Below are 12315 nucleotides of genomic sequence, written 5' to 3'. Positions count from 1 at the left end.
CGTAAGTGCAGGCGCCTAGCGGCGCTTGCCCTTACGGTCGTCCTTGACATGGCCGCGGAATGTCCGCGTGGGAGCGAATTCGCCGAGCTTGTGCCCGACCATCGACTCGGTGACAAACACCGGAATGTGCTTGCGTCCGTCGTGTACGGCGATCGTGTGCCCGAGCATGTCGGGGATGATCATCGAACGGCGGGACCAGGTCTTGATGACGTTCTTGGTGCCCTTATCGTTTTCCCTGGCTACCTTTACAAAGAGGTGCTGGTCAACGAAAGGACCTTTTTTCAGGCTGCGTGGCATGTGTCCAGGCTCCTATCGCTTGTTCTTGCCAGTACGACGGCGACGAACAATAAGCTTGTCGCTCTCTTTGTTGGGACGCCGGGTGCGGCCTTCCCGCTTACCGTTCGGGTTGACGGGGTGACGTCCACCGGACGTCTTACCCTCGCCACCACCGTGCGGGTGGTCAACCGGGTTCATCGCGACACCACGGACGGTCGGGCGAACGCCCTTCCAGCGCATGCGGCCGGCCTTGCCCCAGTTGATGTTCGACTGCTCGGCGTTGCCGACCTCGCCGACGGTTGCGCGGCAGCGCACGTCAACGTTGCGGATTTCGCCGGAAGGCAGACGCAGCTGGGCGAAGCGGCCTTCCTTGGCTACAAGCTGGATCGACGCGCCGGCGGAGCGGCCCATCTTGGCGCCGCCACCCGGACGCAGTTCAACTGCGTGGATTACGGTACCAACCGGGATGTTGAGCAGCGGCAGGTTGTTACCGGGCTTGATGTCAGCACCGGAACCTGCCTCAACGACGTCACCCTGGGAGAGCTTGTTCGGGGCGATGATGTAACGCTTGGTGCCATCAACGTAGTGCAGGAGGGCGATGCGAGCCGTACGGTTCGGATCGTACTCGATTTCGGCAACGCGGGCGTTGACGCCGTCTTTGTCGTGGCGACGGAAGTCGATCAGACGGTACTGGCGCTTGTGGCCACCACCCTTGTGACGGGTTGTGATCTTACCGGAGTTGTTACGGCCGCCCTTTTTGGGCAGCGGACGTACCAACGACTTTTCCGGCGTCGACCGCGTGATTTCGGTGAAGTCCGCTACGCTCGAGCCACGACGGCCCGGGGTAGTCGGCTTGTATTTACGGATTCCCATAATTTATTTCCTCGTTAAAGTGGTCTCCGCTACGAGAGCGGACCGCCGAAGATGTCGATGGTGCCTTCTTTGAGGCTCACAATTGCACGCTTGGTGTTCTTGCGGGTACCCCATCCGAATTTGGTGCGCTTGCGCTTACCGGCACGGTTGATGGTGTTGATCGATTCGACCTTGACGGAGAAAATCTTCTCCACGGCCAGCTTGATCTCGGTCTTGTTCGAGCGGGGGTCCACCAGGAAGGTGTACTTGCCCTCATCGATCAGGCCGTAGCTTTTTTCCGATACGACGGGTGCAAGCACGACGTCGCGCGGGTCTTTGATGGTGGCTGCACTCACTTGGCATCCTCCTCGTTCTTTGCTACTGCCCGGTCAGCAACGAATGCTTCGTAGGCAGCCTTGGTGAAGACAACGTCGTCAGAGACGAGTACGTCGTAGGTGTTCAGCTGGTCTGCGTACAGAACGTGAACACCGGCGAGGTTGCGCACGGAAAGTGCTGCAACATCGTTGGCGCGCTCGATGACAACCAGCAGGTTCTTGCGCTCGGAAACTCCGCGCAGCGTTGCCAGTGCGTTCTTGACGGACGGCTTGGTGCCCTCCACCAGTTCGGCAACAACGTGGATGCGTCCGTTGCGGGCCCGGTCAGACAGTGCGCCGCGCAGTGCAGCAGCAATCATCTTCTTGGGGGTGCGCTGGCTGTAGTCACGCGGTGTGGGACCGTGGACTACGCCACCACCGGTCATGTGAGGAGCACGGATTGAACCCTGACGGGCGCGGCCGGTGCCCTTCTGCTTGAACGGCTTGCGACCTGCACCGGAAACCTCGGCGCGGGTCTTGGTCTTGTGGGTACCCTGGCGAGCAGCAGCGAGCTGGGCTACGACGACCTGGTGCAGCAGCGGCACGTTGGTCTGAACGTCGAAGATCTCTGCAGGCAGGTCAACCTTGACAGTGCTAGTCATTGAACTAGGCTCCCTTCACGGCGGTGCGTACGAGTACGACCTGGCCGCGGGCGCCGGGGACGGCACCCTTGATGAGGAGCAGCGACTTCTCGACGTCAACAGCGTGAACGGTGAGGTTCAGCGTGGTGTGACGAACGGCGCCCATGCGGCCGGCCATTTTCATGCCCTTGAAGACGCGGCTCGGGGTGGATGCGCCACCGATTGAACCGGGCTTACGGTGGTTCTTGTGAGCACCGTGTGAGGCGGGAGCACCGTGGAAGCCGTGACGCTTCATAACACCGGCGAAGCCCTTACCCTTGGTGGTGCCAATAACGTCGATCTTCTGGCCGGCTTCGAAGAGCTCAACAGAAAGCTCCTGGCCCAGCTCGTAAGTGTCAGCATCTGCAGTGCGCAGTTCGACGACGTGGCGGCGAGGCGTGACGCCTGCCTTTTCAAAGTGACCAGCCAGCGGCTTGGTGACCTTGCGGGGATCGATCTGGCCGTAGCCGATCTGAACAGCTACGTAGCCATCAGTGTCTGCGTTGCGCAGCTGGGTGATGACGTTCGAATCTGCCTGGACCACAGTGACGGGGATGAGCTTGTTGTTCTCGTCCCAGACCTGGGTCATGCCGAGCTTCGTGCCCAGCAGGCCCTTTACGTTACGGGTTGCGGTCATAGTCTCTCAGCACCTCCCTACAGCTTGATTTCGATGTTCACGTCGGCCGGCAGGTCGAGACGCATAAGCGAATCAACAGCCTTCGGCGTGGGATCGATGATGTCGATAAGACGCTTGTGCGTGCGCATTTCAAAGTGCTCGCGGCTGTCCTTGTACTTGTGCGGAGAGCGGATAACACAGTAAATGTTCTTCTCCGTCGGCAGCGGCACGGGGCCAACTACCGTTGCGCCTGCGCGCGTGACCGTCTCAACGATCTTCCGTGCTGAAACGTCAATGACCTCGTGGTCATATGACTTCAGCCGGATGCGGATTTTTTGTCCCGCCATGTCGCCTGACTCTCTTTCAGTTAGTGCTGCTCCCGGTGAGGGCTGCTCTGTTCACTTTCTTGTTGCATGTGGCTGCCGAAGCATTTGAAGTCTGAACTACCACCCGCCGCACAAGCTGAATCCGGATGAATCCGGGTTCCTCAACCTGCCGACGTAACCGACCCCCGCGGTCGGGCGTGTCGCGCTTAGCACGCATACAAATCCGCAGTTCCATGGGGAGTGGGTTATGTTTGGGCTTCCACTTGGACCCTGACACCCGGCATTATCCGGATCGGGACACGAAGAAGCGCTTGAACAACTCATCTAGTATGCCGGATATTACGCCCAGAAGCGAATCTGCAGGCTCACACCTCCCTGTCCCGCCCACCGCCCATTCCGGCCCTGCGCCGTCTGGGGTCATTGCCTTCGGCAACATCCGAATGGATGATGGGGGAATGACCGTCGAAGATGACGTTTCCGTCCAGGATCTGGCCGGCCGAGTGCCCAGCTCGTTCACGCTGGGAGTTGCCGCCGCCGCCTTCCAGATCGAAGGCGCACTCTCCGCTGACGGCCGAGGTCCCTCCGGCTGGGACGCCTTCGCGGAGAAACCCGGCGCCATCATCGATGGACACTCCCCCGCAGTGGCCTGCGACCACTACAACCGCTCGCCCGAAGATGTGGCTCTGATGCGGGACCTCGGGGTGGATTCCTACCGCTTCTCCATCTCTTGGCCGCGGATCCAGCCGGACGGCCGCGGCGCGTTCAACAAGCAGGGCCTGGACTTCTACGACCGCCTGATCGACCAACTGCTCGAGGCCGGCATCTCCCCCATGGCCACCCTCTACCACTGGGATACGCCCCTGCCCTTGGAGCGCCGTGGCGGCTGGATGAACAGGGCCACCGCCGAACGCTTCGCCGAGTACGCAGGTGAGGCCGGCCGGCGCTTTGGTGATCGCGTAGACCAGTGGGTCACCCTCAACGAACCAGCCTCGGTGGTGCTGAATGGCTATGCCCTGGGCGTCCACGCGCCCGGGCGATACCTCCTCCTTGACGCTTTTCCGGCTGTCCACCATCAACTGCTGGCGCATGGCATGGCCACCCAGGCACTGCGGGCGGAGGGGGTCCGCGGAGGAATTGGCGTGACCAACCTGCATTCCCCCGTCCAGCCGGCAACGCGGAAAATTGCCGACAGGGCCGCTGCGAAGGTCTTCGACATTATGCTGAACCGGATCTATGCCGATCCGGTCCTCCTGGGCCGGTACCCCCGCTCCTTGCGGTTTGTCAAGCCGTGGCTGCGGTCGTCCGGCAAGATTTCCGACGCCGATCTGCGCACCATCCATCAGCCCGTGGACTTCTACGGCGTGAACTACTACCAGCCCGTGAAAGTAGCGGCCGGGCAGGGCACCGGCGAAGACCTTACGGTGCCGGCGGAAGCCATGGTCCGGATACCTGCCCACCAAGTGCCGTTCGACGAGTACGGCACCACAGGCTTCGGCTGGCCGGTGGCTCCGGAGCACCTGGGACTCCTGCTGCGCGAGCTGAAGGACCGCTACGGGGACGCCTTGCCGCCGATCTACATCACCGAAAGCGGTGCCAGCTTCCCTGAACCCGAGCATGTCACCGGCCCCGTCCCAGACCAGCAGCGGATCGATTACATCGCGGGCCACTTGCGACACGCCCTGGAAGCAACGGCTCCGGGCGGAATTGCCCACGACGTGGACCTCCGCGGGTACTACGTCTGGACCCTGATGGACAACTTCGAATGGGCGGCCGGGTACTCACAGCGCTTCGGCCTGGTGCACGTGGATTTCGACACCTTGGAGCGCACTCCCAAGGAATCGTTCTACTGGTACCGGGCGCTCAGCCAGGCCCGGAAGTCACTGGCCGGCGGAGGCCCGCCCGGCTGAACCCCGGCTAACAGCCGGCTGAAGCGTGCTGGCCCTGCTACTTGTCCTTGTTTGCCCGGTTGATGCGCTTGGCGCGGTCAATCTCAGTGCGGAAATGCTTCTTGGCCCAAAAAACTCCGGCGACCACTGCAACCGCGATGATCAGAAAAATCAGCCATCCCATGATGTACTCCTCTCGCTGTCAGCAACAGTATCAGTGCCGGCGTGACGGTTCCCTGCCGTCGCGGGACTGCGGGTTGGACTCAGGACCCAGGGGCGCCTCTGGCCCCGCGTCCGGCACGTGACCGGTCGTTCCACGATTCAGCCGCCAGATGGCAAAGACGATCAGCCCCAGGGCGATGAACGCCAACAGCAGGAACGTGTACTGGCGCATTGCCCACAGAATGCAGGCGGCCACCCCTGCTGCGCCCCACCAGGCACCGGCCGGCAGCTTGGTCGCCGGAGAAGTACCGCAAGCCACCGAGGACAGCGGCCAGGACCACGTACCACTGAATTACCCAGAACGGACTGCGGAGGTCGGCCAATAGCCGGCCTGGGCGACCACCCGGCGCCTCCAGTTCGAAGACGGCAGCACGCTGGGCCGCCATGGTCAGTAGCAACGCGCCCACCTCCAGGGCGATCCGTCGCGCCCGTGGAGGTGCCTCACGACAGGAGATTCCGACGGCGGCGGCCAGTACGGCCGCGGCCGTCCAGGACGTCGCATCGTGCCGGATTCCGACGAAGATCACCAGGAGGAGGCCGAGGAAGGCCGCGCCGGCCAGCGACCAACGACGCACCGGCCCAGCCTGCAACGGGCCGCGGCGCATGAGCCGCAGCGCATAGAGGGCGGCCGAAGCCACGCCCGCGCCGGTCAGCCATGGCAGGAATTCTCCCCAAACGCCGGGGACATCCTGATAGGCCTCCGTTGCCAAGGCGACGGACCCGCCGAGCGCGGCCAGGGCTCCCGGCGGATACAGGACCGGCAGATTTTCGACGTGCGACGCGGTAAAACACGCGGCTGACAGGACCCATACAGCCGCTCCCGTCACCCAGTCGGCCGCCAACGGCGAGATCAGCAGCCCCACACCAGCAAACGAGCCAGCGGTAACCAGCCAGAGCCAGTGTTCGATGTCCGCGGCGCCAACGTCCTCCTGGCGCCCGTCCTTCTGGTGACCGTTCCGCTGGGGCCCGTCGGGTTTGTAACCGTACTGCCGCTGTTGCAAGATGCCGGCAGCGAGCAGCGCCACACACAGCAGAGCCACGGCAGTTCCGGTGTGGCTGAGGATCGGGGATACCAGGTACGTGCCACCGAACGTGAAGAGCGGGCCCAGGGCGAGCACTCCGAACAGTGCCGCATACACGGCGAAGTAAAGGGCTCCGCGGGCACTGAAGAGTCTCCCGGCCCCCACAGCAGAGCCCAGGAGCATCAGCAGTTCAAGCAGCACTACCCAGCGGCCGCCGTCGTCGTCCTGCGCCAGCAGCCCGACGCCACCCGGCCTCGTCACGTACGCCAGCGGCAGCAACACCTGCCCTGCCAGGGTGATCCAGACCGCAGCCTGCTGGAAGGGGATGTCAGCCAGCCGTGAGCGCATCACCCAGCGGACGGCGGTGTTGGCGCAGGCGCAGACCCGTCGCCGTGATGAGCAGATACGCCACCACCAGAAGCAGCGCCACGTTTCCGGCGCCTTGTGAAACGGCCTGGAACGCGACCGTCGCGGCCACCACGGACATACCCAGCGGCAAGGCTTCCCACACCGTTGCAACCCAGTCCCGTTCGGTGGCCGGTCGTGGAACCAGCAGGGCTCCGATAGCTAATGCCGCAGCAAGCTGGATGAGCAGGCCGACGGCCGTCAGACCGTGGTCCGGCGAGGTCTCTATGAACGGCAGCCCGACCAGGACCAGCGCACCCCCGACGCCGCAGACCACCAGGGTGGGCTGCGGCGCCAAGGTCCGCACCCCGAGGCGCTGCAGGAAAGCCGTAAGGAGCTGCTGGAACACCAGTGCCAGCAATAGTGCGAACACAGACGACTCAACCCGCCCAGGAGGCTGGTACCGATGAAGAGTGCTGCGGCAGCCACCAGCAGCAGGCTGGCCACGTACAGCGTGATATTGATGTTCTGCCGGTCCCGATTTTCACGCCGGGCCTGGCGCTGGGCCGGTGTCTCCGGGTATGTCCGGAACGAGGCGGCCGGGGTTTGCGGCGGAATCCCCGGCGGCACCGGCCCGCTGGGCGATGGAGGCGAAACAGGCGCCGAAACTGGCTGCGCGTCGATGATCATCCGAACAGGTGGTACCGGCGACGATTCTGGCGGTAACGGCGAAACTCTCGCCAAAGGGGACGCTGGCGCCGTCGAGATGCGGACGTTGGCGGGGATGGACGGCGCCGGCGTAGGCACATTGCTGACTGCTGCCGTCGCGCCCTCCCCCAAGGGCAGGCCCTCCCCCCGCGGTGATTCGGCGCTGGCGGAACTAGGCGATTGCGTGGCCCCCGGCCTCGGCTGGCCTGAAGCCTGAAGCGTGGCCACGGCGTCAAGCCAACCCTGAAGGTGACCGGCGCGGTAGCCCGCTTCATAAGATTCGTCCGTCATGGCGACCCCTCCATGGGGCAGGCCCGCCTGCACGGTTAATCCATTGATTGGATTAACCGTAGCAAAGAACAGCCCCGCTGCACGAGCAGCGGGGCTGTTCCAAACTTTGCGTCAGGCCGTCAAACGGCCATCAACTCCGTAATCAACAAGGAATTACTTGATGACCTTGGTAACGCGTCCTGAACCAACGGTGCGGCCGCCTTCGCGGATAGCGAAGCCGAGGCCCTCTTCCATGGCGATGGGCTGGATGAGCGCAACGGTCATCTCAGTGTTGTCGCCAGGCATAACCATTTCCGTGCCTTCCGGCAGGGTGATAACGCCGGTTACGTCCGTGGTGCGGAAGTAGAACTGCGGGCGGTAGTTCGAGTAGAACGGGTTGTGACGTCCGCCTTCATCCTTGGAGAGGATGTAGACGTTGGCCTCGAAGTCGGTGTGCGGGGTGATAGAACCCGGCTTGACGACAACCTGGCCACGCTCTACGTCATCACGCTTCAGACCGCGGAGCAGGAGGCCACAGTTCTCGCCGGCCCATGCTTCGTCGAGCTGCTTGTGGAACATCTCGATACCGGTAACCGTGGTCTTCTGGACCGGGCGGATGCCGACGATCTCGACCTCGGAGTTGATGGCGAGGGTTCCACGCTCGGCGCGGCCCGTTACAACGGTGCCACGGCCGGTGATCGTGAAGACGTCTTCGATCGGCATCAGGAACGGCTTGTCACGGTCACGTACGGGGTCCGGAACGGACTCGTCAACGGCTGCCATGAGGTCCTCAACGGACTTGACCCAGATGGGGTCGCCTTCGAGGGCCTTCAGGCCGGAAACGCGAACAACGGGAGCCTCATCGCCGTCGAAGCCCTGAGCCGAAAGCAGCTCCCGAACTTCCATTTCAACGAGGTCCAGCAGTTCTTCGTCGTCAACCATGTCCGACTTGTTCAGCGCAACCAGCAGGTAGGGAACGCCAACCTGGCGGGCAAGCAGAACGTGCTCGCGGGTCTGAGCCATCGGGCCGTCAGTGGCGGCAACCACGAGGATTGCACCGTCCATCTGTGCAGCACCGGTGATCATGTTCTTGATGTAGTCAGCGTGACCCGGAGCGTCTACGTGTGCGTAGTGGCGCTTCTCGGTCTGGTACTCAACGTGGGAAATGTTGATCGTGATACCACGCTGGCGCTCTTCCGGAGCAGAGTCAATCGACGCGAAGTCGCGCTGCTCGTTGAGAGTCGGGTACTTGTCGTACAGCACCTTGGAAATGGCGGCAGTCAGCGTCGTCTTACCGTGGTCAACGTGACCAATGGTGCCGATGTTGACGTGCGGCTTAGTCCGCTCGAACTTTGCCTTTGCCACAGGTTCCTCCTAGAACGTTTTCAAATGACTTACCCTTCAACCGCGCTTATCGCGGCAGAAACTCAGGCAAGTCTACTTGGGGGGCTTTGGATTGGTGAAATTGCAGATTCAGGAACTAATACTAGTCCCTCGAGCCTGTTCGTGCAGATGGCCGGGGCCCGGCTTGACCGGACTGCATCCTACCGGTACCCGGCCACCTGCACCAGGTGAGCTTCCGTCAAGCGGAAACGCACCCGAGTTTTTTGCTGCGAAAGTCGGAAAGACTACTCGCCGCGGTTCTTCTGGATGATCTCGTCGGCAAATGCCTTCGGGACCTCGGCGTAGCTGTGGAACGTCATGGAGTACACAGCGCGGCCCTGGGTCTTGGAACGCAGGTCACCGATGTAGCCGAACATGCCGGACAGCGGGACGTGCGCACGGATGACCTTGACACCCTGTGCATCTTCCATGGACTGCATCTGGCCACGGCGGGAGTTGAGGTCACCGATTACTTCACCCATGTATTCCTCAGGGGTGCGGACCTCTACATCCATCAGCGGTTCGAGCAGGATGGGGTTCGCCTTACGTGCAGCTTCCTTGAAAGCCATACGGCCGGCAATCTTGAACGCCATTTCCGAGGAGTCAACATCGTGGTAGGCGCCGTCAATCAGCGTCGCCTTGATGCCAACAACCGGGTAACCGGCCAGGACGCCGTCGTTCAGTGCATCCTGGATACCGGCGTCAACCGACGGGATGTATTCGCGCGGAATACGGCCACCGGTGACCTTGTTCTCGAACTCGTACAGCTCGCCCTCGGAAGTGTCCAGCGGCCCAATGGCAATCTGGATCTTTGCGAACTGACCCGAACCACCGGTCTGCTTCTTGTGCGTGTAGTCGTGACGCGCAACAACATTCTTGATGGTTTCACGGTAAGCGACCTGCGGCTTGCCGACGTTGGCCTCGACCTTGAATTCGCGGCGCATGCGGTCCACAAGGATATCCAGGTGGAGCTCGCCCATGCCGGCGATGATGGTCTGACCGGTGTCCTCGTTGAGGGAGACCTGGAAGGTCGGGTCCTCAGCGGAGAGCTTCTGGATAGCCAGTGAGAGCTTCTCCTGGTCACCCTTCGTGTTCGGTTCGATGGCAACCGAGATCACGGGCTCCGGGAAGCTCATGGACTCGAGGACGATCTGGTTGCTGGAGTCACACAGGGTGTCACCCGTGGTGGTGTCCTTCAGCCCGATCGCTGCGTAGATGTGGCCGGCGGTAGCGCCCTCAACGGGCATTTCCTTGTTGGCGTGCATCTGGAACAGCTTGCCGATGCGCTCCTTCTTGCCCTTGGTGGAGTTGACCACCTGGGCACCCGCTTCGACGTGACCGGAGTACACGCGGATGAAGGTGAGCTGGCCGAAGAAGGGGTGCGCGGCAATCTTGAATGCCAGAGCCGAGAACGGCTCCTCGGAGGAAGGCGCGCGCGTGAGTTCCTTCTCTTCGTCGCGAGGATCGTGACCGATCATCGGCGGGACGTCGAGCGGGTTGGGCAGGTAGTCAACCACGGCGTCAAGCATCGGCTGAACGCCGCGGTTCTTGAACGCGGAGCCACAGAAGACCGGGTAGAGCTCAGAGTTGATCGTCATCTTGCGGATGCCGGCCTTGAGCTCCTCGACGGTGAGTTCTTCACCCTCGAGGTACTTCTCCATGAGCTCTTCGGTAGCGTCAGCCACCGTCTCAACGAGGGCAGCCCGGTATTCCTTGGCCTTCTCCAGCAGATCCGCGGGGATCTCCTGGACCTCGTACTTGGCACCCATGGTGACGTCACCCTTGGAGTCGCCCGGCCAGACCAGCGCGCGCATTTCCAGGATGTCGACAACGCCGACGAAGTCGTTCTCGGCACCGATCGGCAGCTGCATAACAAGCGGCTTGGCACCGAGGCGGCTGATGATGGTGTCTACCGTGTAGTAGAAGTCAGCGCCGAGCTTGTCCATCTTGTTGACGAAGCAGATGCGCGGAACGTTGTACTTGTCAGCCTGGCGCCAAACGGTCTCAGACTGGGGCTCGACACCTTCTTTACCATCGAACACGGCAACGGCCCCGTCGAGGACGCGCAGCGAGCGCTCAACCTCGACGGTGAAGTCAACGTGGCCGGGGGTGTCGATGATGTTGATCTGGTTGTTGTCCCAGAAGCAGGTCACGGCGGCAGACGTGATGGTGATGCCGCGTTCCTTCTCCTGTTCCATCCAGTCAGTCGTCGAAGCGCCGTCGTGCGTTTCGCCGATCTTGTGGTTCACACCTGTGTAGAACAGAATGCGCTCGGTGGTGGTGGTCTTGCCAGCATCGATGTGGGCCATAATGCCGATGTTGCGGACCTTACTAAGGTCTGTAAGCACGTCCTGTGCCACGGTGTCTCCCTTTCGGATGGACTACGCGTTCGCCGCCGGCTCAGTCGAGCCGGCGGCGTCCGGGAAGTATTACCAGCGGTAGTGTGCGAAGGCCTTGTTGGACTCGGCCATCTTGTGGGTGTCTTCGCGACGCTTCACAGCGGCACCGAGACCGTTGGAGGCATCCAGGATTTCGTTCTGGAGGCGCTCGGTCATGGTCTTTTCACGGCGGGCCTTGGAGTAGCCAACCAGCCAACGCAGGGCGAGGGCGGTGGAGCGGCCCGGCTTGACCTCAACCGGAACCTGATAGGTAGCGCCACCAACGCGGCGTGAGCGGACCTCGAGGGAAGGCTTGACGTTCTCCATGGCCTTCTTGAGGGCCGCTACGGGGTCGCCGCCGGACTTGGCGCGGGCGCCTTCGAGGGCACCGTAAACAATGCGCTCTGCGGTGGACTTCTTACCGTCAACCAGCACCTTGTTGATCAGCTGGGTAACCAGCGGGGAGCCGTAAACGGGATCTAGTACGAGCGGCCGCTTGGGGGCCGGACCCTTGCGAGGCATATTACTTCTTCTCCATCTTTGCGCCGTAGCGGCTGCGTGCCTGCTTACGGTTCTTCACACCCTGGGTATCGAGGGCGCCACGGACGATCTTGTAACGGACACCGGGGAGGTCCTTCACGCGACCACCGCGAACGAGCACAATGGAGTGCTCCTGCAGGTTGTGGCCCACACCGGGGATGTAAGCGGTAACTTCAACGCCACCGTTGAGGCGCACACGTGCAACCTTACGAAGAGCCGAGTTCGGCTTCTTGGGGGTGGTGGTGTAAACGCGGGTGCAAACACCGCGGCGCATCGGGCTGCCGTTAAGCGCGGGAGCCTTGGTCTTTTTGACCTTAGGCGTGCGGCCCTTGCGGACCAGCTGGTTAATCGTAGGCACTCTCGTGTTCTCCGTTGGTTTGATCTCTACCTTCACGCTCAGGCGCCAGCCTGAACACAATGGTTTTGGCGTTGTTCCTTGCAGCCGCGGCCTCTGGAAACTTGCGTAGGCGTGCAAAAGCGTGGCATTCGTTGCGCAC

15 protein-coding genes are annotated in these 12315 nt (G+C 62.3%); 2 read left to right on the top strand and 13 right to left on the bottom strand.

Going from position 1 to position 12315, the window contains the following annotated elements:
- Window positions 1-15: 15 nt before the first annotated feature.
- From rpsS to rpsJ, 6 genes are read right to left on the bottom strand one after another with little or no spacing between them, the layout of a single operon-like run.
- The gene (gene rpsS, locus ACZYZ4_RS01200; protein WP_011775591.1) at window positions 16-297 is read right to left on the bottom strand and encodes a 30S ribosomal protein S19; all 282 of its coding nucleotides are present in this window, start codon (window positions 295-297) and stop codon (window positions 16-18) included.
- A gap of 12 nt (window positions 298-309) precedes the next feature.
- Entirely contained in the window at window positions 310-1149 is an 840-nt protein-coding gene (gene rplB, locus ACZYZ4_RS01195; RefSeq protein ID WP_056344386.1) for a 50S ribosomal protein L2, read from the bottom strand.
- A gap of 29 nt (window positions 1150-1178) precedes the next feature.
- Complete coding sequence (rplW, locus tag ACZYZ4_RS01190; protein ID WP_018773664.1) at window positions 1179-1484, bottom strand: 50S ribosomal protein L23; 306 nt, start codon at window positions 1482-1484, stop codon at window positions 1179-1181.
- On the bottom strand, window positions 1481-2104 hold the full coding sequence (gene rplD / locus ACZYZ4_RS01185; RefSeq protein WP_056344389.1) for a 50S ribosomal protein L4: 624 nt from the start codon (window positions 2102-2104) through the stop codon (window positions 1481-1483). The genes rplW and rplD overlap by 4 nt, the downstream gene beginning before the upstream one ends.
- Window positions 2105-2108: 4 nt before the next feature.
- The gene (gene rplC / locus ACZYZ4_RS01180) at window positions 2109-2759 is read right to left on the bottom strand and encodes a 50S ribosomal protein L3 (RefSeq protein ID WP_056344391.1); all 651 of its coding nucleotides are present in this window, start codon (window positions 2757-2759) and stop codon (window positions 2109-2111) included.
- 17 nt (window positions 2760-2776) lie between these two features.
- A complete protein-coding gene (gene rpsJ, locus ACZYZ4_RS01175; RefSeq protein ID WP_038464699.1) occupies window positions 2777-3085 on the bottom strand; it encodes a 30S ribosomal protein S10 in 309 nt (102 codons plus the stop codon).
- Window positions 3086-3519: 434 nt separating this feature from the next.
- Between rpsJ and ACZYZ4_RS01170 the strand changes: the two genes are divergently transcribed.
- Window positions 3520-4971 carry a GH1 family beta-glucosidase gene (locus ACZYZ4_RS01170; protein ID WP_463857449.1) on the top strand — a complete coding sequence of 484 codons (1452 nt, stop codon included), beginning with the start codon at window positions 3520-3522 and terminating at the stop codon, window positions 4969-4971.
- 37 nt (window positions 4972-5008) lie between these two features.
- Here the strand turns inward: ACZYZ4_RS01170 and ACZYZ4_RS01165 are convergent, their stop codons facing one another.
- From ACZYZ4_RS01165 to ACZYZ4_RS01155, 3 genes are all read right to left on the bottom strand, one after another.
- Window positions 5009-5134 carry a hypothetical protein gene (locus ACZYZ4_RS01165; RefSeq protein ID WP_255527485.1) on the bottom strand — a complete coding sequence of 42 codons (126 nt, stop codon included), beginning with the start codon at window positions 5132-5134 and terminating at the stop codon, window positions 5009-5011.
- A 79-nt stretch (window positions 5135-5213) separates the two neighbouring features.
- On the bottom strand, window positions 5214-6545 hold the full coding sequence (locus ACZYZ4_RS01160; protein WP_463857446.1) for a hypothetical protein: 1332 nt from the start codon (window positions 6543-6545) through the stop codon (window positions 5214-5216).
- Window positions 6523-6972 carry a hypothetical protein gene (locus ACZYZ4_RS01155; protein ID WP_463857444.1) on the bottom strand — a complete coding sequence of 150 codons (450 nt, stop codon included), beginning with the start codon at window positions 6970-6972 and terminating at the stop codon, window positions 6523-6525. The genes ACZYZ4_RS01160 and ACZYZ4_RS01155 overlap by 23 nt, the downstream gene beginning before the upstream one ends.
- Window positions 6973-7005: 33 nt before the next feature.
- Between ACZYZ4_RS01155 and ACZYZ4_RS01150 the strand changes: the two genes are divergently transcribed.
- Window positions 7006-7464, top strand: coding sequence for a hypothetical protein (locus ACZYZ4_RS01150; protein WP_463857442.1), 459 nt, complete (start codon window positions 7006-7008; stop codon window positions 7462-7464).
- Between the two features lie 227 nt (window positions 7465-7691).
- Here the strand turns inward: ACZYZ4_RS01150 and tuf are convergent, their stop codons facing one another.
- From tuf to rpsL, 4 genes are all read right to left on the bottom strand, one after another.
- Window positions 7692-8882 carry an elongation factor Tu gene (tuf, locus tag ACZYZ4_RS01145; protein WP_463857440.1) on the bottom strand — a complete coding sequence of 397 codons (1191 nt, stop codon included), beginning with the start codon at window positions 8880-8882 and terminating at the stop codon, window positions 7692-7694.
- Window positions 8883-9145: 263 nt separating this feature from the next.
- Window positions 9146-11260, bottom strand: a complete 2115-nt coding sequence (gene fusA / locus ACZYZ4_RS01140) for an elongation factor G (protein ID WP_058931715.1) — start codon at window positions 11258-11260, stop codon at window positions 9146-9148.
- Between the two features lie 69 nt (window positions 11261-11329).
- Window positions 11330-11800, bottom strand: a complete 471-nt coding sequence (gene rpsG, locus ACZYZ4_RS01135; RefSeq protein WP_011692813.1) for a 30S ribosomal protein S7 — start codon at window positions 11798-11800, stop codon at window positions 11330-11332.
- Window position 11801: 1 nt separating this feature from the next.
- Window positions 11802-12176, bottom strand: coding sequence for a 30S ribosomal protein S12 (gene rpsL / locus ACZYZ4_RS01130; RefSeq protein WP_011692814.1), 375 nt, complete (start codon window positions 12174-12176; stop codon window positions 11802-11804).
- Window positions 12177-12315: the final 139 nt, after the last annotated feature.

The organism is Pseudarthrobacter adonitolis (assembly GCF_055412845.1).
This window is presented reverse-complemented; position numbering and strand designations above follow the sequence as displayed.

What these genes read in the sequence shown, in the direction of transcription:
- rpsJ (WP_038464699.1), bottom strand. Translation starts at nt 3,085, where the DNA reads ATGGCGGGACAAAAAATCCGCATCCGGCTGAAGTCATATGACCACGAG.
- ACZYZ4_RS01170 (WP_463857449.1), top strand. Translation starts at nt 3,520, where the DNA reads ATGACCGTCGAAGATGACGTTTCCGTCCAGGATCTGGCCGGCCGAGTG.
- ACZYZ4_RS01165 (WP_255527485.1), bottom strand. Translation starts at nt 5,134, where the DNA reads ATGGGATGGCTGATTTTTCTGATCATCGCGGTTGCAGTGGTCGCCGGA.
- rpsG (WP_011692813.1), bottom strand. Translation starts at nt 11,800, where the DNA reads ATGCCTCGCAAGGGTCCGGCCCCCAAGCGGCCGCTCGTACTAGATCCC.
- rplC (WP_056344391.1), bottom strand. Translation starts at nt 2,759, where the DNA reads ATGACCGCAACCCGTAACGTAAAGGGCCTGCTGGGCACGAAGCTCGGC.
- rplB (WP_056344386.1), bottom strand. Translation starts at nt 1,149, where the DNA reads ATGGGAATCCGTAAATACAAGCCGACTACCCCGGGCCGTCGTGGCTCG.
- ACZYZ4_RS01150 (WP_463857442.1), top strand. Translation starts at nt 7,006, where the DNA reads ATGAAGAGTGCTGCGGCAGCCACCAGCAGCAGGCTGGCCACGTACAGC.
- rpsS (WP_011775591.1), bottom strand. Translation starts at nt 297, where the DNA reads ATGCCACGCAGCCTGAAAAAAGGTCCTTTCGTTGACCAGCACCTCTTT.
- rplD (WP_056344389.1), bottom strand. Translation starts at nt 2,104, where the DNA reads ATGACTAGCACTGTCAAGGTTGACCTGCCTGCAGAGATCTTCGACGTT.